Annotated in this window: 18 protein-coding genes and 1 pseudogene; 6 read left to right on the forward strand and 13 right to left on the reverse strand. The window is 66.5% G+C overall.

All coding sequences use genetic code 11. The features are described 5' to 3' along the window. Positions 1-87: 87 nt before the first annotated feature. The 3 genes from AB0L95_RS37485 (at position 88) to AB0L95_RS37495 (ending at position 2,063) form a co-directional block, all read left to right on the forward strand. Entirely contained in the window at positions 88-726 is a 639-nt protein-coding gene (locus AB0L95_RS37485; RefSeq protein ID WP_365170290.1) for a class I SAM-dependent methyltransferase, read from the forward strand. Beyond that, positions 723-1,283, forward strand: a complete 561-nt coding sequence (locus AB0L95_RS37490; RefSeq protein WP_365170293.1) for a pyridoxamine 5'-phosphate oxidase family protein — start codon at positions 723-725, stop codon at positions 1,281-1,283. The genes AB0L95_RS37485 and AB0L95_RS37490 overlap by 4 nt, the downstream gene beginning before the upstream one ends. Before the next feature lie 183 nt (positions 1,284-1,466). Beyond that, positions 1,467-2,063 carry a methyltransferase domain-containing protein gene (locus AB0L95_RS37495; RefSeq protein WP_365170296.1) on the forward strand — a complete coding sequence of 199 codons (597 nt, stop codon included), beginning with the start codon at positions 1,467-1,469 and terminating at the stop codon, positions 2,061-2,063. Between the two features lie 47 nt (positions 2,064-2,110). Here AB0L95_RS37495 and AB0L95_RS37500 read toward each other — a convergent pair whose 3' ends face one another. Together AB0L95_RS37500 and AB0L95_RS37505 are read right to left on the reverse strand one after the other, a co-directional pair. Next, positions 2,111-3,307 (reverse strand): amidohydrolase family protein, encoded by a 1,197-nt coding sequence (locus tag AB0L95_RS37500; RefSeq protein WP_365170299.1) that lies wholly within the window; start codon positions 3,305-3,307, stop codon positions 2,111-2,113. A 37-nt stretch (positions 3,308-3,344) separates the two neighbouring features. Further along, positions 3,345-3,473: a hypothetical protein gene (locus tag AB0L95_RS37505; protein WP_365170301.1), complete on the reverse strand. Its 129-nt coding sequence runs from the start codon at positions 3,471-3,473 to the stop codon at positions 3,345-3,347. Positions 3,474-3,477: 4 nt separating this feature from the next. Between AB0L95_RS37505 and AB0L95_RS37510 the strand changes: the two genes are divergently transcribed. Continuing rightward, positions 3,478-3,738 carry a hypothetical protein gene (locus tag AB0L95_RS37510; protein WP_365170304.1) on the forward strand — a complete coding sequence of 87 codons (261 nt, stop codon included), beginning with the start codon at positions 3,478-3,480 and terminating at the stop codon, positions 3,736-3,738. Positions 3,739-4,130: 392 nt separating this feature from the next. Here AB0L95_RS37510 and AB0L95_RS37515 read toward each other — a convergent pair whose 3' ends face one another. The 7 genes from AB0L95_RS37515 to AB0L95_RS37545 form a co-directional block, all read right to left on the reverse strand. Further along, positions 4,131-4,415, reverse strand: a complete 285-nt coding sequence (locus AB0L95_RS37515; RefSeq protein WP_365170307.1) for a hypothetical protein — start codon at positions 4,413-4,415, stop codon at positions 4,131-4,133. Positions 4,416-4,998: 583 nt separating this feature from the next. Continuing rightward, positions 4,999-5,559 (reverse strand): ATP/GTP-binding protein, encoded by a 561-nt coding sequence (locus tag AB0L95_RS37520; protein WP_365170386.1) that lies wholly within the window; start codon positions 5,557-5,559, stop codon positions 4,999-5,001. A 49-nt stretch (positions 5,560-5,608) separates the two neighbouring features. Continuing rightward, positions 5,609-5,920, reverse strand: a complete 312-nt coding sequence (locus AB0L95_RS37525) for a DUF742 domain-containing protein (RefSeq protein ID WP_365170389.1) — start codon at positions 5,918-5,920, stop codon at positions 5,609-5,611. A 53-nt stretch (positions 5,921-5,973) separates the two neighbouring features. After that, positions 5,974-6,420 carry a roadblock/LC7 domain-containing protein gene (locus tag AB0L95_RS37530; protein ID WP_365170310.1) on the reverse strand — a complete coding sequence of 149 codons (447 nt, stop codon included), beginning with the start codon at positions 6,418-6,420 and terminating at the stop codon, positions 5,974-5,976. A 146-nt stretch (positions 6,421-6,566) separates the two neighbouring features. Further along, entirely contained in the window at positions 6,567-9,131 is a 2,565-nt protein-coding gene (locus tag AB0L95_RS37535) for a nitrate- and nitrite sensing domain-containing protein (protein WP_365170313.1), read from the reverse strand. A gap of 450 nt (positions 9,132-9,581) precedes the next feature. Beyond that, positions 9,582-10,442, reverse strand: coding sequence for an SDR family oxidoreductase (locus AB0L95_RS37540; RefSeq protein ID WP_365170316.1), 861 nt, complete (start codon positions 10,440-10,442; stop codon positions 9,582-9,584). A gap of 173 nt (positions 10,443-10,615) precedes the next feature. Further along, positions 10,616-11,632 carry a transposase gene (locus tag AB0L95_RS37545; RefSeq protein WP_365170392.1) on the reverse strand — a complete coding sequence of 339 codons (1,017 nt, stop codon included), beginning with the start codon at positions 11,630-11,632 and terminating at the stop codon, positions 10,616-10,618. 208 nt (positions 11,633-11,840) lie between these two features. Between AB0L95_RS37545 and AB0L95_RS37550 the strand changes: the two genes are divergently transcribed. After that, positions 11,841-12,215 carry an RHS repeat domain-containing protein gene (locus AB0L95_RS37550; protein WP_365170395.1) on the forward strand — a complete coding sequence of 125 codons (375 nt, stop codon included), beginning with the start codon at positions 11,841-11,843 and terminating at the stop codon, positions 12,213-12,215. Positions 12,216-12,423: 208 nt separating this feature from the next. On the opposite strand, the gene AB0L95_RS37555 is transcribed toward AB0L95_RS37550, so the two are convergent. From AB0L95_RS37555 to AB0L95_RS37565, 3 genes are all read right to left on the reverse strand, one after another. After that, positions 12,424-13,179 (reverse strand): transposase, encoded by a 756-nt coding sequence (locus tag AB0L95_RS37555; protein WP_365170319.1) that lies wholly within the window; start codon positions 13,177-13,179, stop codon positions 12,424-12,426. Next, positions 13,176-14,603 carry an NAD(P)-binding domain-containing protein gene (locus AB0L95_RS37560; RefSeq protein ID WP_365170322.1) on the reverse strand — a complete coding sequence of 476 codons (1,428 nt, stop codon included), beginning with the start codon at positions 14,601-14,603 and terminating at the stop codon, positions 13,176-13,178. The genes AB0L95_RS37555 and AB0L95_RS37560 overlap by 4 nt, the downstream gene beginning before the upstream one ends. 1,061 nt (positions 14,604-15,664) lie before the next feature. Continuing rightward, positions 15,665-17,065, reverse strand: a complete 1,401-nt coding sequence (locus AB0L95_RS37565; protein ID WP_365170325.1) for an aspartate ammonia-lyase — start codon at positions 17,063-17,065, stop codon at positions 15,665-15,667. Positions 17,066-17,245: 180 nt separating this feature from the next. On the opposite strand from AB0L95_RS37565, the pseudogene AB0L95_RS37570 reads away from it, so the two are divergent. After that, positions 17,246-17,428, forward strand: a pseudogene (locus AB0L95_RS37570) (transposase); the annotation flags it as partial. Between the two features lie 152 nt (positions 17,429-17,580). On the opposite strand, the gene AB0L95_RS37575 reads toward AB0L95_RS37570, so the two are convergent. After that, on the reverse strand, positions 17,581-19,173 hold the full coding sequence (locus tag AB0L95_RS37575; RefSeq protein ID WP_365170328.1) for an APC family permease: 1,593 nt from the start codon (positions 19,171-19,173) through the stop codon (positions 17,581-17,583). Between the last annotated feature and the right edge of the window lie 1,044 nt (positions 19,174-20,217).

The following is a 20,217-nucleotide window of genomic DNA, read 5'->3' on the forward strand; positions in this document are numbered from 1 at the left end:
CGGCGCCTACACGCGGCTACTCAAGCGCGGCGGCGCAGACCGCGTCGTCGGACTGGACGCGTCCGAGGGCATGCTGGAAATGGCCAGGTGGCGGGCGGCAGCGGCGCCTACACGCGGCTACTCAAGCGCGGCGGCGCAGACCGCGTCGTCGGACTGGACGCGTCCGAGGGCATGCTGGAAATGGCCAGGTGGCGGGAGGCTCATGAGAAGCTGGGCGTTGAGTACGTCTGTCGCGATGTCGCCGATCCCGGCCCCTTGGGACCATTCGACCTCGTGGTGGGCGTCTACGTCCTGCCGTACGCGGAGTCGGTCGAGCGCCTGCATGCGATGTGCCGCGGGGTAGCGAGCGTTCTCGCCGCCCACGGCCGCTTCGTCACACTGCCACTCAATCCCGAGCTCTCCCTGGATCCGGCCTGGTACGCACCTTACGGCTTCACCATGCGCAGTGAGGAGCCGCGGGTGGACGGGAGCCCGGCTGTACTCACCGTGGACTTCGGTGAGACCCAGTTCTCCGTCAGCTCCCAGCAGTGGAGCCGCGCCACCTACGAACGCGCCTTGCGTGAGGCCGGCTTCGCCGCGGTCCAATGGGACGAGTTGCGGCCCAGCGCGGAGGGCATCGCCGAGAGCGGTCAGGGTTTCTGGGAGCGGTACGTCACCTGCCCGCATGCGCTCATCCTCGATTGCCGCATGCAACCCTGGCCGGTGGCGCCGCAGGTTCGCTCGTGACAGGCGACGCCCTGAGTCCTGTGCAGCGGGCCACAGCCTTGCTCACGGGTTCGCGGTTCCTGGTGCTGGCCACCGCCGACGCCACCGGCCCGTGGGCGGCGACAGTCAACCATGTAGTGAGCCGAGCGGGCGCCTTGCTGTTCTGCTCGCCCCCGCAGTCCCGCCACGGCCGACACATCGCCGACCGGCCAGTGATCGCGGCCACTGCCTACTTGGTCGGCCCCGGTCAGACCCCGCTGGACGGTGTGCAGCTTCGCGGACGGTGCACACCGGCCGGCGAGGACGAGCTGACCGCACTCCACGAGGAGTTCTTCACCCGGGCCTTCCCCGACGACGCCGTACGCGACCAGGCGCTCATCGCGTTGCGGGACTTCGGCCCGGCAGCCGCCTACCAGCTCTACACCATCGAAATCACCCAGTGCTGGGTGCGCGACCTCCAGGCCCGGCGGTGCGAACGGGCCGAGCGCCGGCTCTCCGTGCCGGTCCCGGACCTGGTCGTAGCACTGCGCGCACACTCGACCTCGGTGAAAGGTTGCGAAACCGATGAGCATCAATGACATCTCGGAATTCTTCGACCGGGTAACCAATCCGATCACTGCGTCCTACGGGCCGGACATCCACTTCGGCTACTGGCCCGACCCGACAGAGCCACTCCCTCTTGCCAAGGCCACCGCCACGATGACTGACCAGGTCGTCACCCGCCTTGACGCCGGCCCGGAGTCCCACCTGCTGGACGTGGGGTGCGGAACCGGCGCCCCCGCGGTGCGAGCCGCATTCACACCGGCGCCACCGTCACGGGCATCGCCACCAGTCGGCACCAGGTCGACCTCGCCAGCGCAGCGGCCTCGGCGGCAGGACTGGCCGGCAGGGTCCAATTCGCCTACGCCGACGCCCTTGACCTGCCATACGCCGACCGATCCTTCGACGGTGTGTGGGCACTGGAGTCGGTCGTCCACATGGCCGACCGACCAGGGTTCCTGCACCAGGCCACGCGGGTGCTGCGCCCCGGCGGCCTCTCGGTCATCGCCGAGATCGCACTGCGCGAGCCGCCCCGCGACCTCGCACAGGTCGAGAGCCTCCAACGCTTCCGCGCCGACCCAGCACTGATCGTCGACTACCCCAGCCTGATCGCCGAGGCCGGGCTACGCTTGGAAGAACTCACCGACATCAGCGACCACGTCCGCCCCAGCTATCCGGCCGCCGCCAGTGCCATGAACTCCCACCGCACGGAGTACGGCGCCGTCATGGGCCTGGACGCCTTCGACGCATTCATCAGCAGTCTCAGGGACTTCGCCCCGTGGTGCGGCTACGTCATCCTCACCGCGTCCCGCCCGTGACCACCCCGGCCCCACGCCGTTGCCCACAACCGCACGCCGGCCACCGCCTACCGGTCAACGGCCGCCCACAACCCGCCAGGTGCCAAGACCTCGATACGTCGGCGGGCCCGGAACGTGGCCGGGCCGGTTTCCACACCCGCACGCCACACGGCACGCAGGGCACGCGTGGCGGCGATATCGCGGGTGGGATCGCCGTCCACGAGCAGAAGATCGGCGCGCAGCCCAGTGGCGATGCGACCGCGATCGGTCAGACCCACGCACGCCGCGGGAACGGACGTCGCAGCGGCCAGTGCCTGAGCGGGAGTTAGGCCGGCTTCGACGAGCAGTTCTAGTTCTCGGTGCAGGCCGATCCCGTGGCCGAACACCGGGATGGCGTCGGAACCGGCCAGCAATGGCACCCCGGCGCGGTGCATCGCATTGGTGAGGCGTAGCACGCCGTCCACATACAGATCCCGCTCTGGGCTCGGCGCGCGTGCTGCCGAGGACGGCGCCGTCGGTACAAATCCCGCGGTCGCGCTGACGGTGGGGATGACGAAGCGGCCGCGCTCGGACAGCCGGCCCAGCAGGTCTGCCGTCAGGTCGGTGGCCTCGGGGTGGTGCGCGAGCGCGTCGGCGCCGGCGTCCAATGCCATGCGTACGGCCGCACCGCCCTCGGCGTGCACGAAGACCTTCTTGCCGTGCGTGTGCGCTGCCGCGACGACCGCCCGCACCGATTCCTCCGACAGAGCCGCGTGCTTCGGGGCCGCGCCGGTGCCGCCGCCGCGGGCCCCGGCGAAGACCTTCACGTAGTCGGCGCCCTCGGCGACCCTCGCCGCGACGAAGGACTCCGCTTCCCGCGGCCCGCTCAACGTCGGAAACGGCGGATAGAGTCCCCGCTTCACAAGGTGGGTCGGAGGCCCGCCCGGTGCGGCCGCGCCGATCCCTGCGCTGCGGAAGTCAGCCAGGTCACTGCGGTTCGCCGCTGCGTGCCGCAGCCGCTGGGCGTGCGGGGGCACGCAAAACATGTCCAACTCGGTGGTCACCCCGAACGCAAGCGCCTCGACCAGATTCTCAATCCGCAACGCGTGGGTGTGACTGTCGATCAGGCCTGGCAGAAGGGTGCCCGACCTGCCGGCCACTATCCGGACACCCCGCGGCAGCGCACGTCGACTTCCCACTTCCACAATGAGACCGTCACGGACCAGGACACTGTCAGCATCGATCAGTCGGACGCCGTCGAAGACCCGCGCCGCTCGTATCAGCACACCATCGGAAGCATCGTCGTGCCGACGGTCGGCCCCGTCAGGATTCGTCGAGATGGGCGGCGGCGACCAGCTCCAGCACATCGTTCTCACCCTCGGTGACCTTGGGACTCTTGGTATGGCGCAGCAGTTTCTCGGGGCAGAAAACACCGCCGTCCGAGAAGTGCACGCCGTTGCCCTGGGTGGCGCTGGCGCCGCAGAGCTGGAAGGCGATGTCGCAGACCCCGAAGGCGGTCTCCGTGCGGGCCGCCTTCGGCGTACTGGTACTCCAGCGGCGCGATGAACAGGCTCATGGAGAGGGCAGCGTCGCCCGTGGCGAGTGCCTCCAGGACCAGGTGCTCCTCCAGCTGGGACAGCTCTGGACCTGCGCGATCTGGTGGCGCGGTGAGGCAAGAAAGCCCTCATCACGCGCCTTGTCCATGAGCGTGAAATAGGGCGATCCGGGGCCACCGCTTCCTCGGGGCTTATCAGATCGAGCCGGTGACCGACCGGGGCACGCGTACGGCCTGGCCCGTCGCTGCGCTTCTCGGCAGAGTAGGACCCCCGAGACGCCTCGGGGATCCCACTCCGTGCACTGCGGCTCTTCGGGGGTGGAAGCGGCGGTCCTGAGCCCAGGCTCGCCGTCATCATCCTCCCGTGCCGAGGACCTATCGGGGTACTTTGCGGGTGGGTCTCCCCTTGTGGCGCTGGTCCTCATCGCGAGCGTCGAGCAGACGCTAGAACCGGTCGCCCGATCGTCGGCTCGTACCCGGCGTAGCCCGAATGGGCACCCGCGGGGTGGCCACCGCCGTAGGTCTCGACGCCCCAGGCGGTACCCATGCCGTCGTTACTTGGCGAGATGCATCCACTCGTCGTAGAAGTTGGGCATGCCCGGCTGAGGGTCACGATTGCAGCCGACCATGTCGTACTGCGGGGTCTGCTTCACCCAGGCAGACATCTCGTCGATGCACTGCCAGTAACCACCGGGGAAATTCTCACCGCCGACCTGTACCCACCCGGGCCCGTACGGGCTGGTGGCGGCGGAAGCCGTGGTGGCGGTCAGCGGCACAATGATCGCTGCGGCACCCGCGGCAAGACCGAGGGCTATACGAGAGCGCCCAGGAAACTTCATGAAATCCTCCATCTCGTCGAACCACTGAGCAGCGGAACGTCAGCTCAAACCTAGGTTCGCGGGGCTGCACAAGGCCATGCTGTAAGTTGCTGTCGTGGCGACATGATCTTGCGGTAGGCCCTGCTCATCAGTGCACCGTCGGCGCTCGACAAAATGGGCGGCCGACACGGACGGACTGGAGGATTCGCAGGGCTCGGCGACGCGGCAGGCTCTCGGCCGGTCCCGGCGCGGTTCGACCACCAAAATCCGCCCGGCAGTCAACGCCGCAGGCCCCCCTCTCCTTGATCCTCACGATGGGGAGCGTCGTCGAATCCTCTGTGTTCAAGGGGGTACTGGGCACCGTCCGCTCTGCGTTCTGCCCGCCGGAGGGGGGTGGTCCCGCACCCACCGGACAGGGTCCTGGCCGAACTTCTTTGCCGCCTGGTCGCTCCAGCAGGCCCGGGACGTCCTCAAGCACAGCCTCACGATGCTCGCGGAGTTGGTCAAAGGCAGGCGGGATCAGCGATGATGCGTCGGTGGTCACGGTCTTCCAGTCGGATCACGGGAGCCCTCCTCGTCCACGGCTCGCAGTCGGCGGTGACCGTCAGTGGGTGTCTGCGCGTTCCAGTTCGACGGCGAGGGCGTGTTCGACGGCGGTGACCAGGACCTGTTTGGCGGAGTCGCGGCGGCGGGCGTCGCACAGCAGGACGGGTACCTGCGGGGGCAGGCTAAGGGCGGTGCGGACCGTTGCGGCCGGGTAGGAGCGAGCCCCGTCGAAACAGTTGACGGCCACCACGAAGGGGAGTTGCCGGCGTTCGAAGTAGTCCACGGCGGGGAAGGAGGCGTCCAGTCGGCGGGTGTCGGCGATCACGACTGCGCACAGGGCGCCGGACGCCAACTCGTCCCACATGAACCAGAAGCGGTCCTGCCCCGGCGTCCCGAACAGGAACAGCGCCAGGCGGTCGTGGAGGGTGATCCTGCCAAAGTCCATGGCGACGGTCGTCGTGGACTTCTCCTCCACCCCCTTGGCGTCGTCGACGGCAATACTGGGCAGGGTCATGTTCTCCTCGGTATGGAAGGGGACGATCTCGCTCACCGCGCCCACCATGGTCGTCTTTCCCGCCCCGAACCCGCCGGCGACAAGGATCTTCACCGCCTCGGGCAGCGCGACGCCCCCCGGACCCGCTGTCCCCTCGCCCCGGCCGGCGTCGTGCTCAGAGCGCACGAAGTCCATCAAGCACCTCTCTGATGATGTCAATACCCGGCCGTGCCGCAGGATCGGCCGGTTCATGGATCAGCACCGCCTGCGCGTCGAGCAGGTCGCCCAGCATGACCCGGACGACCCCGACAGGCAGACGCAGACGGGCCGCCACTTCCGTCACCGTCCTGGGATGGCGGCACAACTCCAGGATGCGGTGGTGTTCCGGCTCCATCTGCATCCACGCGTCCAGGGTGTCGACCAGGGTGACCACGAAGGCGATGAGGTCGAATCGCCCCTGTCGACTCTGCGTGCGGCCCCGCACCATGGCATAGGGGCGCACGACGGGTCCCGCGTCGTCGTCCACCCATTCCTGGTACGTCACGTCATCGGCCGTGCCCCGGAGGGCGGCTGACCGTAGCGGGAGTCGACCGACAGGTGCGGCCCGAGCCGCTTGACGACCATGGCCATCTCGTAGGCCACCACGCCGATGTCGGCCTGCTCCGGCGTGAGCACCGTTAGACACGCGTTGCCCCCCGCCGCGCCGACGAAGAGGAATCCCGCCTCCATCTCGACAACGGTCTGGCGCACCGCGCCGCCGCCGAAGTGCCGCCCGGCCCCCTTGGCCAGGCTGTGGAGACCAGACGCGACGGCCGACAGCCGCTCCGCCTGGTCACGGCCCAGCCCCTCGGAGGTACCCAGCAACAGGCCGTCCGTCGACAACAGGACCGCATGACCGATCTCCGGCACCCGCCGGACCATGTCGTTCAGAAGCCATCCCAGGTCCGCACCGGACTCGGAATACTCGGAGGCTTGTGGCAGCGTCATTGACCGCCGCTCCCTTCGTGGGCGCTTATGGTGGGTGAGTCGCTCCGCGAAAAACGGTCGCGGGGACGTGGACAAGTGGGTTGTTGGGGCGTCGCGAGCGTCACTGGACGGTCCGCGGCACCGGACGAATTGCGGAGTGCCGCGCCCTACGAGTAGCCGTCGCCGCTGTGGTCCGCGCGTGCCCGGGCCGCACCGGCCTGCAGGGCCGACATGAGAGAGCGGACGTGTTCCGGTCGGTCCTCGTGATCGACCGCTGCGGCGTCGCCCGCGCCCGGACCGGGCGTCTCGGTGCCGAACAGCGACACCGGGCCGGACCCCCGCTCCCACGCGTGCTGATTGCGCGCGACTGGCGCGTACCCCTGGTCGGACACCGCGTACGCGGCCCGTCCCCGGGGCAGCCGGGAGAACCGCTCGGCACCGGACAGCCCGGCCGCATCGCCCGGCACCCTGCCGGGCCCGCCGGGCGCCGCGGGCTCGCCGCCCCAGTCCATCACGGGCCGCCGGCGCACCGCCTCGGCCTCCTCTCGCAGTTCCCTCGCCAAACTGGCCTGGGGCACCCGGCGAGGCAACCCGTCGACGGTGTCCTGCTGGTCGTGGGCCGTCACGGACGGCTCCGGCTGCCTGACGGCGGCCGTCGCAGACGGATTCGGGTACGAGCCGTGAGCAGTGGCCCGCGCCGTCTCGTGCGCGTAGCTGGGCTCCGGGGCCTGCTCGGTCTCCGTGGCGTACGCGGGCACCAGGGCGGAGGGCTGCCCCGGCTGATAGACCGGTACCGGCGTGCCGCTCGCGTCACTCAGCTCGCTCCGGGCGGCTGCGCCGTCCGAGCGCTGGAGTCGGCCGGCCGTCGCCGCGCCGGGCCCGGGCAGGGCGTTCGCGTCCCACTCCAGAAGCGCATGCGGGATCAGCACGACCGCCGACACGCCTCCGTACGGGGAGTCGCGCAACGACACCTTCACGCCGTGGCGTTGGGCCAGTCGGCCCACCGTCACCAGGCCGAGCTGCGTACTGTCCAGCAGGCTGACGTCGAAGTCCGCAGTGATGCGGGCGTTGGCCACGGCCATCTCCTCCTCCTGCATGCCGAGGCCCCGGTCGTCGATCTCGATGACGAGGCCGCCTGACGCCTTGCTGATGCTCACCCGCACCTGGCTGTCGCCCGGCGAGAACGCCTCGGCGTTCTCGACCAGTTCGGCGAGCAGGTGGATGACATCCGCAGCGGCCCTGCCCAGCACGCCGACGGTGGGCACAGGCATGACCACCACCCGGGCGTACTGCTCCGTCTCCGACACCGCGCCGCGGATGACGTCGACGACCGGCACCGGGTGGCGCCAGAACCGCCCGGGAGGCGCGCCGGAGACGATGATCAGGCCCTCCGCATACCGACGCATGCGGGTCGCGAGCTGATCCAGGAGGAAGAGGTCCGCCAGTACCTTCGGGTCCTCCTCACGGGCCTCCATCGTGTCGATCAGGGCGAGTTGGCGGTGCACCAGCACCTGGCTGCGCCGCGCCAGATTGAGGAAGACATCGCTGATACCGCGGTGCAGCCTGATGTCCTCCTCGGCCAGTTCCACGGCCGTCAGCTGAAGGGCCTGGAAGGCCTCACCCAGCTGCGCCATCTCGTGGTTGACGAAGCGCGGCTCGGTCATGTCGCCGCGCACGTCCACGCTCTCACCCCTGCGTAGCCGACCGACCACGTCACGCAGCCGGTCATCCGTGAGGTTGCGTGCCGAACGACGCAGCTTCACCATGTCGTTGACCAGCGAGCGGGCGATGTTCGTCGAGATCACCACGGACACCACCAGTGCCACAAGACCGAGCGCGCCGGAGACGATCAGCTCCACGAACGCCCGATGGGCCGGCGGGCCGGTGCGCCTGAAGAGTGCGGAGATGTCGTCGACGGACGCCGCGCTGACGGCCTGGTCCTCGGCGTCGTAGACGGCACGCCACGTGGCGGCCGAGAACGGCAACGACTTCGCCTCCGGACCCGCGGCGACAACCTGCTGCTCCAGCGCCCTGAGCTTGCCGACGGTGCTGTCCGGCGCGCCCAGCTTCTCGAACTGGGAGCGCTGCGCCGCCGGCAGGTCCTCCAGTGCCTGGCCCATCAGGTACCGCTGGGAGCCAATGTCCTGGACGAGGGCGACGTACGCGACCGGGGTCAACCGGTGCGAGGGGCTCGCGGCGGCCGCGGAGATCAGCGCGTCCTCCTGAGAGCGGAGGTCGCCGACGGGCGCGAGGTTGTACAGCGCCTCGCCGTAGGCCTGCGCGTTCTCGTCGGGCAGGATCACCATGGAGTGCAGCGCCCGCTCGATCGTACTGCTGACCCCGTTGTAGGAAGCCATCGCCTTGTCGGACGACAGAGTCCCCTCGTCCACACCCTTCCTGATCCCGTCGATGCCCGACATGGACCGGTCGGCCCTGTCGACGGCCTGACGGACGAGTGAGTTCTCCGCGCCGCGGACATCGCTGTCGTGGGACTGGGCCAGGTATGCCTTGAGGGCGGCGTCGGTCTCTTGCCGGTCCGCGTCGAGCGTGGCACGCCCTCTGTTCTTCCCAAAGGTCACCACAACCGAGTCCCGCCGTTCGTGTCCAATGGCGTTGAACACATCGATCATCGGGATGGCGAGGCGGTTGCCCAGCGTGTTCTCATGCGCCAGCGTCAGCGCGTTACCGAGGGACAGATAGGCGGCGTAGGCCCAGAGGATGGCAAGCGACATCAAGGGGAGTACGAGCAGAGCAACGAGCTTGTTTCGGACGGACCAACTGCGCACTCTCATGAGGAGAAGCCAACTTCCACGGTCGTAAGCCATGTGCCCACTGGTCAATGCGCCGGTATTGGCGTTCAACAGCAGCAAATATTGATCACTCAACGGGGTCCCTCGGAACGTCAAGGTGAATGCCGCGTTAAGTTTTTTAGCGATTGCATGTCGCTGTTCCGTAAAGTCACACGCGTCCGCGCAGGACACGGATGCCGGAGCCTAGCGGCATTGCGGCAACCGATCCGCTTGACCGCAGTCTGTGCCAACTCGGAGCCAAATCAGTCCGCGAAAGAACGGGGCGCAGGATGGCGGACGCGCGGTTACGCGGGCGCATTCCTTCATATGAGCCGCGCAGATCGCATACGCCGGTTCATTCGATGCGGAAAGTAAGGGGCTGTCTCTGTAAGTTCATCGCCAAACCATGAGCGAGGGTCCACAGCCTGGGCTCTGATCTCGGAGGCGTGGCCCACCTGGGGTGAGCTCTGCGTGTCCGGCCTTTAAACCGGTCCTGGAGGCCAGTGACAGCCTCTCATCGTCCTTGCGGGAGGGTGCTTCAGCGTCGAGGACACCGTCTGGCCCGCTGGTACCGCACCGGAAGGGAGACTTGCCATCCAGATGGGCTGCGGCATAACGGGCCTCCAACGCCGCCCGGGCGGCGGAACGCCCACCGGCCGACCGCTGATTCACGGCTGTCGTCTGCACGGGACCGTCGGGTGCGACCGCGTTGACACGCACCCTGCGTGGACCGTACTCCACAGCCCAGGCCTTGGCCAGAAAGCCCAGCGCCGCCTTGCTCGCCCCGTACACTGCCTGTCCTGGAATTCCGAGCATGCCCACCGAACTCGTGACATCGACTATCGTGCCTTCACCGCCGAGCGCCATCCTGGGTACTATCTCCGCCACCAGGAGAAACGCGGCACGCACATTGACCCGAAACGCGGCGTCGTACACGTCTGCTGTCATGTTCTCCGCGGCAGGCACATGGCCGATGCCCGCAGAGTTGACGAGGATGTCGATCCGGCCGCCGCCGATCGCCGGCGCCCTATTGCCCAAGCTCTTGATCGACTCGTCGTCCTTCAACTCGCCGACAAGGAAGTCGGCCTGCGCTCCCGCCTCCCGCAATCCCTGCACCACACGGTTCCCGCGCGTGACACTGCGTCCGGAGACAAGTACATGAGCCCCCCGCAGGGCAAGCTCAACGGCCGTAGTTCGGCCAATGCCGCGAGTCGCCCCTGTCACGAGCGCCACTCGACCGGCAAGGCCCTTCACATTCTCTCCTCTCAGCGTGGCGCCGCTCCGGATTCACCTTCCTGGCAGGAGCACCGCTGTCCCACTCTGCCCCGCACCCGCCACGACTGCCCGGCGACATCCTCCGCGCTCACGAAATGATCAGGACCGTGCTGCGCTCACGAGCCGCTCGAACCACATGAGGGCGACCGAACTCATGCGACATACCGATGCCACGGGCTCCGTGCCGTCCTGGACGTGATCGGCGCCCCAAGCTCCGGGTGGGAACGCCCGCACCCTCGACTGCCACTGCGGTGCCATCTGTCTCCCGCGCGTCGGGGATGTCGAGGCCAAGCTGTGGGGATGCCGTCACGGTGCAGCCGTATGTCACACGCCAAACGTAAAGTGTCCGTCTGTACTAGGCGATGCTTGAAATTGCCCATCCATCGCTTAGATCTTGCGGTGGACCCCTGGCCCATTCTCCCGATGGGGTGCAAGAAAACCCACGGCGAAACTCCGGGCCCGCGAGCCCGCACGACCCGGTAACCCCCTCGAGGACTGGGCCGGTCGCCGGTCGCCAGTCGCGGAAAACGCGGCGAACGCTCGGCCCGCCCCTGCTGTTCCTGCACCTCTGTGACGGAGCGCGAGCAGAAGAAGCCGCCGCGGTTCGAAGGGGTATGCACCGAGCCGGCAACCTCTTCCAACGTGGCACGGAGGCCTCGGTGACCAGTTCCAGCCGGGTCAGGTCCCGCTCCTCGGCCAGGACGTGGGTGGAGTCGGTGCGCAGGGTGGTGCGCTCGCGCACGAGTCCGGCCTCCTTCAGGCGCGCGAGCGCCAGACCGAGAAGACGGGGTGCGGTCGTCCTGGGCGAGGCGCTCGCGGAAGTCGCCAAGCACACTGTGGTGGAAGCCGGGATCGTCCAACTCCATGGCCAGGGCGTATTTGAAAGCGATTCGGCAGTGCACCGCTTCCGCTGCCTGACGGTCTGACAGACCGAGCACAAACTGCAGCACACAGATGGTTGCCAATCGGGATGGCGAGATGCCGGGGCGTCCGTCGCGCGGGTACCAGCCGACGAAGTCCTCGTCGTGCCACAGCGCGTCCAGCCGGTCTCTCACCCACATCGCCGTCGTCCCGCCCGGATTGCTCGCCCGCGCGACCTGCGCGGTCAGAGACGGGCCTTGCTCACCGGAACAGGGGCGGAGCGACAACAGACACCTCGACAACTGCATCGATCTTTGACTCAGCACCGAGCATGCCCGCTGATCGCGCTGGCGCACCGGGAGACTCCGAGATCCCCGACAGAGTCAAGCTGAGACCGGCCACCATCACCCCAAGCAGCTACACCACGCCAGTTCACACACTTGCGGATCAACTCAAAAGTGCGGAGCACGAGGCGTCACCAGTCGTACGCGGCGGACCCTGTCGGGTGGTCGGCGCATCTGGACGTACCACTGGGACAGTGACGACCGGCTCACCCGGATCAGCACGCCGGAGGGACACCGCTGGATTTACCTGTACGACCCGCTGGGCCGACGGGTGGGCAAAGAGCGCCGGGACACCAACGGCCGGGTCGCCGACCGGGTCGAGTTCGTCTGGGACGGCGACCGGCCAAGGCACCCCGTGCCCGAGGGCGCGTCACCCCGATGCTGCCGAGCACAGCACACCGCCGTCCGTCGCTCCCATCAGACGGACCGAGCCAGCTCACCGTACCGATCGAGCCCGAGCAAGGTTCCCATGGGCACAGCCTTCATGTTCCCCGGCGCAGGCTCCTCCTACGCGGACCCCGTCGCGCACTACCCGCCGGGAGGGTGACATCCTCGGGTGCCCAGCAGCGGAAGAAGGAGATCTCGCCGGTGTAGCGGTGCCGACGGGCGACCAGGACGCTGGTGCCGTGGTCGTTGTGCCTGTCGGGGGTGTCGTCGGCGCGGACGTCGAGCCAGGCCCAGTCGTACTCAACGCGTGCCCTTCGCCCCGTGTCCGGACCGCATACGCATCCATTGGTGGGGCTGCACCTTGTTGATCACCCGGTGGGCCTTCCACCTGCGGCCCGCTCCGTCCGTGACCGTGTGCCTGCGGGACACGCCGACCGCGTAGCCGAGCCCGAACTCCCGGAAGTTCTTGCGGAGTTCTTGGTCGGAATACACGTCGTCGCCGACGAACCAGCGGGCCCGATTCCCAGGTCGAGCGTGTTCTTGACCACGGCGGCGGTCTGCTCCAGTGTGGTCGCGAACTTGATCTCCTCCGGGACGCCGGCCACCTCGCGGCGTTCCTCGTCCGCGACCCAGTCCCGGGGCAGATACAGGGCCCGGTCGATCACCACACGCACGGGCTCGGTGACCACGGCCAGGTGCACGGCGACCTGGTACAGTCCGACGCCTTTGATCGCGCCGGAGTACTGGCGGCCGGCGCCGACGCAGTCGGTCGAGGACTTCGCGTCCCCGGTCTCGTCCGCGACCAGCACCACCTCCTGGCCGACGAGTTCAGGCACGACGAGGCGGGCGGCCTCGTCCCGGGCCCGGTCATGGTCGAACCTCGCACGTGACAGCAGATGTTGCAGCCGGTGCGGACCCGGATGCCCCAACGTCCGGGCCAGCGTCCAGCAGTTGCGCGTGTCCACTTCGGCCGGCAGCCCAGTGGCCATCTCCGCCGCAGTCGCCCTTGTTTCACGCCGCGCGAAGCAGCCCGCGACCGCATCCATCGCTGCCCGGAACACCCGGTCCCAGGCGGCCTGGGCGATCGTGGCCTCCACGGCCACCTGGTACTGATACGTCGTCACAAACGATCATGATCACGATGGCCGTTCCCATGCCCGAACCCGCCCCCCAGGCAGCTGACCAGCACAGCTCCCGGAACTACAGCTGCCGTGTTTGATGCGGAGTTTCTTCGGTAGACGGATGGCCGGATACCAAGGTGACGCAGAAATGCGGCAGACAGGGGCCCGGGTCCGGAGAAGCCACATCGTTCAGCGATTTGGGTGATGGTGAGGGTGGTGTCTGACAGTAGTCGCTGTGCCAGCGCGATGCGAAGGCGCGTAAGATATCGATACGGTGTCTCGCCCGTGGCGAGTCGGAAGACGCGCAGGAAGTGGTACACGCTCAAGTGCACTTCAGCGGCGATGTCGGCCAGAGTGAGCGTCTCGGCCAAGCGGTCCTGCATGATTGCAATAGCTTTGCGTACGGCAGCGTGCTCATCGTCCCAAGCGTGTGGTCCCAGGCTGCCGGACAGGAGTGCAGGAATGCTGCATGCACCGGTCAGCGTACGCGAAGTGACTTTGCTGTCCACGGCACCGGTACACCTCACGGCACCCTCGAAATTGTCCGCTTCCAGTGCCTTTCGTGAGAGCTTCTCGGTGTTGTCGGTGGAGAGCGCGGTACTGAGCAGGTGATGTAACAGGGCGCCAGAGTCGTGGTCGAGCTTGAGCACTGCCAGGAGCCGATCGATATCCAAGCCCTGGCCGGCGGCGACAGAGGAGTCCTCGATAGCTGCCTGGTTCATGAGCACGCCGAGCGCGTCCTTGAACATATTCCCCGCCTGCCCAGCGCCCGAGGCGCCAAGATGCGCGATATCGGCGGAGAAAGACCGGAAGATGGGTATGCACCGCTCTACAGCGTCGTGGGGTCCGCCGACCATGGTGGTCAGGCGCTTCTCCTCGGCCGCCGAGCGTCCACCGCTCACTGGGGCGTCGACGACCATCACGCCCCTTCCTGCACACAACTCGGTGAGCAGCATCGCGCAGGCTGGCGAGCCTGACCCGTGGTTGACCACTACAGTTCCCGGGCGCAGGCGGGGCAGCATCCGCTGGACCACCTTCAAAACGCCCACGTCCGTTCTCACACGCAGCGCGACGACATCGCATGCTGCGGCCAAGTCCTCCACCGTGTCCAACGCCTCATAAAACACCCCCACCAAAGGCTCCAGCGAAGCGGGGCGGCGAGCCAGGAGACGCAGGGGAAACCCCGCCTCGCTGATGGCACGCGCCATCTTTAAACCTGGACCGCTGAGCCCTATAAACCCAACAACCGGCAAGCGTGGTGGCCCTGTTGTTTCATTCACGTTGACACACCCGCCTGAGATAACCATATCGATACGTTCCGGCGGCCCCATGCCGTCCAGTTCCCGTCGCGAAGGCCGCTCACCGACTGCGCATACACCGAGCTGGCCGCCGAAAGAACTGCCACCGCCGTTATCAAGATCACTCACGATGGAACCATCGCGAACATCGACGAACTGCTGGAGGGATCCCTGACGCGGTTCATTGCCGACGGCGAGCCGGGATCTCTGTAGGTCAGCCCGCAGGGCTCATTCTGTTAGCCGCTGTTAAGGGCTGTCCGTAACTCGAGAAGGCGTCCGGCGGCGTCCGGAACATCCTGGTCCGGTGCGGTCTCGTCCACCGTCGACAATCGAGACAGAAGTAGACGAGCCGCTCTCCCGAGAACGACCCGGTCGCCGCTTCAAGGACCTACGGGATAGCCCTTAGGCCAGGTGTTGCCTCCCGACCACTGCTTCTTTCCTGTGTATCGGGCGCCAAAAGCCCCAGGGTCTTTCGTCTGGATCTCGGTGGGCTCGCGGCGTCCGGTACAGCTCCCCCAGCCTCCGGCCGGGGGTGCCCCCACGCAGCGTTGTCGTCGGTCGCGCATGCTCCGCAGTGACTTCCTCCTCCACCTTGCGATCCACGGCACCGGACTGCACTCCCTGCTCCACCCTGATTCAAACGAAGCCCCTGGTACGCCGGGACTCTTTAAACCGTAGATAGCCACGGTTGGTGAGAGGTGAACCAGAGCGACATGGTCAGAGAAAAAGAGCGTCACGTGATACATGGCGCCAGGGACAAGGATGCGAAGTGGATCGACTGACCATGGCGACATTCAATTCTCAGAGAAGTGAGTTCTGTGGTTTGTTCTCCCTAAACGCCATCACGCCGGACGCATCACCTGGAGCATTCGACGTCTTCAAGCGAGGGGTGGGAGGCGCAGACCGGCGACGGTCACCGCAGCGAACGCCACCGCGAAACAGCTCGGCCGGTGCTGGAACAGTTGGGGTCCCCGACCCCACACCAGGCCACCTCTCTGATAAACGCCAGCCAGCCGGAGTGGACCCGTCCCCACCCTCACGGGCGGGCCACCGGCGACGCCGCAGACTTCGCGCCGCCCCTCCGCCTCCCTTCACACGGCCGTTGGCGCAGAGTATTTCCCCTGCTGGCGATTCAAGTCCTTGCGAACGTAGCGAATTTCAAGGCTGGCCTCGGGGTGGTCGGCCGAAAGTCAGGCGCGGGGTAGAGCAATCTTCTCCGGGCTCAACAGTAGGGCCAGACGCTCGGCCGGAATCAGCCCCTTCTCCAACACCAGTTCGGCGACTCCTCGGCCAGTGGCGAGAGCTTCCTGAGCGATGCTGGTGGCAGCGCCGTAGCCAATGTCGGGGTTGAGTGCAGTGGCAAGTCCGATGGAGTTCTCGACGGTCCTGCGCAACGTCTCCGTGTTGGCAGTGATGCCACGAACACAACGTTCGGCCAAAATCTGGCAGGCAGCCCGTAGGTGGGTGATGCTCTCCGAGAGGGAGTGCAAGATGATCGGCTCAAACGCATTCAGCTGGAGTTGTCCTGCCTCAGCAGCCATGGTGATGGCGCTGTCATTTCCTATCACCTCAAAGGCCACTTGGTTGACGGCCTCGGGGATGACCGGGTTGACTTTTCCAGGCATGATGCTTGATCCGGCCTGCATCGGGGGCAGGTTGATCTCACCCAGGCCGGCGCGTGGCCCCGAGGAAAGCAGTCTCAGGTCGTTGCAGATCTTGGAAAGCTTGACCGCGATGCGCTTGAGCACTCCTGACAGATGGACAAACACGCCGCAGTCCTGTGTCGCCTCTATGAGGTTCACGGCAGTGACCAGGGGCAGCCCCGTGATACTCGCCAGGTGGCGGCGTGCTGCTTCGGCGTAGCCGGCAGGAGCGTTGAGCCCGGTACCGATCGCGGTGGCCCCGAGGTTGATCTCGTGAAGGAGCTGGACGGACTCGGCGAGCCGACTCTGGTCCTCTGCCAACATGACTGCGTAGGTGGAGAATTCTTGGCCAAGCGTCATGGGTACCGCGTCTTGTAGTTGGGTGCGTCCCATTTTCAGTACGTCGCGGAACTCCGCAGACTTGGCGGCAAATGATTCTCGCAGCACCGACATTGCGTCATTCAGTCCCTGTGCTGCGACGATTGTGGCTACTTTGACGGCCGTCGGGTATACATCGTTGGTGGACTGGCTGAGGTTCACGTCCTCGTTCGGATGCAGAGACTTGTAGTCCCCCTTCGTGCCACCCAGGATTTCCAGCGCACGGTTGGCGATCACCTCGTTTGCGTTCATGTTCGTGGAGGTGCCCGCCCCGCCCTGGACTACATCCACAATGAACTGATCGTGAAGTCGGCCCTCACGGATGTCCTGGCAGGCCACGGCGATCGCCTTGGCCTTCTCTCTGGTGATCAGTCCGAGTTCCTCATTTGCCCGGGCCGACGCCTCCTTCACCGCCGCCAGCGCAGTGACCAGGTGCGGGTAGGACGCAATCGTCTGCCCCGTTATGGGGAAGTTCTCGGAGGCGCGGAGGGTGTGGATGCCCCAGTACGCGTCAGAGGGAATGTCCCGGTCCCCGAGGAGATCGTGTTCACGACGGTATGTGATGGTCATCAGGTTGTGCTCTCCTAAGACGTTGTCTCATTTGGCGTGGTCGCTAGTCTGGGGTGGTGCTGATCGCGGAACGCTCGGTGCCGGACGAGTTGTATGACCTCTTCCAGCGGGTGGTGCCTCCCTCCCCAACGCGGCCGCAGGGCGGGGGCCGACGACGGCACGGCGACCGTGAGGTTCTCGAGGCGCCCCGCCAAGCTCCACGCGGACAAGGGCTATGACTACGACCACCTGCACAGATGGCTCCGCAAGCGCGGCATCCGGCACCGCATCGCCGGCAAAGGCATCGAATCCTCCACCCAGCTGGGCCGGCACCGCTGGACCATCGAACGCACCATGTCCTGGCTGGCGGGCTGCCGCCGCCTCCATCGCGGCTACGAGTGGAAGGTGGAGCACCTCTTGGCCTTCACTGCCATCGCCTGCAGCCTTATCTGCTACCGCAGACTCGCCAAATGAGACGCCGTTTAAGTGAGTCCGGAGCAGAGCCCGTTGTAGCGGCCGGCACGCTGGGCGACAGGTCAGTAGGTCGCCAGATCGCTCTCGACGGCTTCCACCGTGGGCTCCGGGGCCTTGGGCCCGGAGAAGGAGCCGCTACGCGTGCCCCAGTAGTAGAAGGCGAGGGAGCTGATCGCCACCAGTGCCATGTCCCAGCCGTACGGCACAAGGCCGTGGCCACCGAATTCACTGCTGCCGGTCGCTGACAGCAGTGCCTCCCACACCAGGTATGCAGGGAGCCAGATTCCGGAGCGGAAATGCCGGCCAAAATCGGCGAATCCGCCCTTGAACTGGTAGTAGAGGTAGATCGGCAGCCCCACCACCATGATCAGGATCACCTGGCCGGTCAGCGGCCAACGGGACCAGTACAGCACCTCGGAGGCGAGCACAAACGCAGCCGGGGCCAGCACAGGAAGGGCCTTGAGCTTGAGAGGCCGGGCCAGACCAGGGGCGGTACGGCGGAGTACCACCACGCACACCGGACCGGTCACATAGGAGATTACGGTCGCTACCCCGATCACTGCCGACAGCGTGCCCCAACCGCGGAACACGCAGAGGAACACGAACGAAACGACCAGGTTCAGCCACATCGCCGGCCGGGGAACCCCGTAGCGGGGGTGGAGCTGCCCGAAGACCCTGGGAAGGTGTCCGTTCTCGCTCATGCCCTGAATCATGCGTGCGGTTGTGGCGGTGTACGTCATGCCGGTGCCGGAGGGCGAGACGAAGGCATCTCCGTAAAGCAGCACAGCCAGCCAGTTCAGGTTCAGGGCCAAGGCAAGGTCCGCGAATGGCGAACTGAAGTCCACCCCTTCCCAGCCACCCAGCAGATCGTGGCCCGGCACCGCGCCGATGAAAGCGATCTGCAGGCCGATGTAGATGACGGCCGCGACCAGGACGGAACCGATAACGGCGAGAGGGACGTTACGACCGGGGTTGCGTGCTTCGCCTGCCATGTTCACGGGACTCTGGAAGCCGTTGAACGCGAAGACGATGCCGGAAGTGGCCACCGCGGTAAGCACTGCGGAAATGCCGTTGGGAGCGAATCCCCCGTGCTGGTGGAAGTTGCCGCCGTGGAACCCGGAAGCGACCAAGGCCACCACAGTGACGGCAGGAATAACGAACTTGAACACCGTAATGAAGCTGTTGGCATGCGAAAACGCCTTGACCGTCCAGTAGTTGATCAAGAAGAAGAACACGACAAGAACAGCTGCGACGGCGAGGCCGGTCGGCCGTAGGGTGTGTCCGTCATACATCTGGTGCGCCCAGTGCCACTTCCACGAAGCCATGTACTGGGCAGATGCTTGCGCCTCGATGGGGATGACGGACACGATGGCGATCCAGTTCGCCCAGCCGCCCATGAAGCCGGCCAGAGAGCCGTGAGAATACTGCGCATATCGCACCATGCCGCCGGACTGCGGGAACATGGCACCAAGCTCCATGTACGAGGACGCGATCAGCAAAATGACCACGGCACCGATGAGCCATGCCACAATGGCGGCTGGACCAGCCACCTTCGCTGCTTTCCACGCTCCGAAGAGCCAGCCGGATCCGATAATCGAACCGAGCCCGGTCATGAACAGGGCTGGTAGGCCGATGGAACGGCGAGAATCCGTCATAGTGATACCTTCTCTCCACTTGAGACAGGTGGGTGGTACAGAAAGAGGCTGCGTTACAGAAAGACGCGAAGCGGGAAGAGCAGACCACTGCTGCAGGGGTCTAGTGGATCGTGTGTGCCGACGAGCGACATGGACGGCGCGCAGTTTTCCAGCAAACTGCCGTGACGAAGGGGGTTTGGCGTCGCGTCGACCATCACCAAGCCGCCAGTGGGCCTTCCTGAGGTCGGTCCACAGTGCACCGGAATTCCATGGCTGGGGTAGTTGTCTTCTTGCGGTCTCACCCCGCGTCTGCCTCACTGACCGCGTCCCCCGCAGTCAGCGATGTGATCCCGGAAACGGCTCCCTGGAGGTTGGGGCAAACAGGCAGACTGCCTGCCAGCGCGGCGTGGGACTGCGGCTGCCGGCACGCCGCCACGGTGCCAAGCGACTCGAGGAGTTGCACGTTCCGTCGGTCAAGTCTCATCGCGTTCGCCGCCATGCGGACCTCACCAAGCACGGACGGGCCGGTCCTGCCACAGTCCACCCGACCCGCGATCAGCATCAACGACCGTGCGGTGACTGCCCAGCCCGCAGCGTCACCAGTCATCCGGCAGTTGGGCCGCGAGTTGGCATGTCGCCGCTCTGTCAGCAGACAGGCAAGGGGCCGAGGTGGGTTCCTTCAGCTCGAGCACGGGCTGTGGGCTGAGCGCGCTGCTCACCGGGGTGGCGGAAACCGCGGGTGGGCCGGGCCGGCCGACGCGGCCAGCGTACCTGGCCAATGGTGTCCTCCCCCGCTCCTTCCATGCGTTTCGTGTCGTCTTGAGGCCAAGGCTGTGGCCGGCGTCTGCGCGGACTTCGGACATGTTTAATGTCCTTGAACCGGGGGGCTTCGCAGTACCTGAAAAATCTTCTCGTGGTGTCCATGTACCCACGAAAAGGCGCAGGGAGGGATGCAGACCCGCTCGGGCGAAGTTCGCGACTTGATGGATCATCAATTGGGTAGCCACAGGCTGTCACTCGCTAGAATTCTCACCGCATTGATCAGAGGTGGCGATATCACTTCGC

Origin of the sequence: Streptomyces sp. NPDC052036 (genome assembly GCF_040680495.1) — a bacterium.
Taxonomy (GTDB): domain Bacteria; phylum Actinomycetota; class Actinomycetes; order Streptomycetales; family Streptomycetaceae; genus Streptomyces.

Excerpts from the sequence above, each read along its gene's own strand:
- AB0L95_RS37515 (WP_365170307.1), bottom strand. The coding sequence starts at position 4,415 with ATGAAGTTTCCTGGGCGCTCTCGTATAGCCCTCGGTCTTGCCGCGGGT.
- AB0L95_RS37525 (WP_365170389.1), bottom strand. The coding sequence starts at position 5,920 with ATGGTGCGGGGCCGCACGCAGAGTCGACAGGGGCGATTCGACCTCATC.
- AB0L95_RS37530 (WP_365170310.1), bottom strand. The coding sequence starts at position 6,420 with ATGACGCTGCCACAAGCCTCCGAGTATTCCGAGTCCGGTGCGGACCTG.
- AB0L95_RS37535 (WP_365170313.1), bottom strand. The coding sequence starts at position 9,131 with ATGTCGCTTGCCATCCTCTGGGCCTACGCCGCCTATCTGTCCCTCGGT.
- AB0L95_RS37545 (WP_365170392.1), bottom strand. The coding sequence starts at position 11,632 with ATGCAGTTGTCGAGGTGTCTGTTGTCGCTCCGCCCCTGTTCCGGTGAG.
- AB0L95_RS37565 (WP_365170325.1), bottom strand. The coding sequence starts at position 17,065 with ATGACCATCACATACCGTCGTGAACACGATCTCCTCGGGGACCGGGAC.
- AB0L95_RS37575 (WP_365170328.1), bottom strand. The coding sequence starts at position 19,173 with ATGACGGATTCTCGCCGTTCCATCGGCCTACCAGCCCTGTTCATGACC.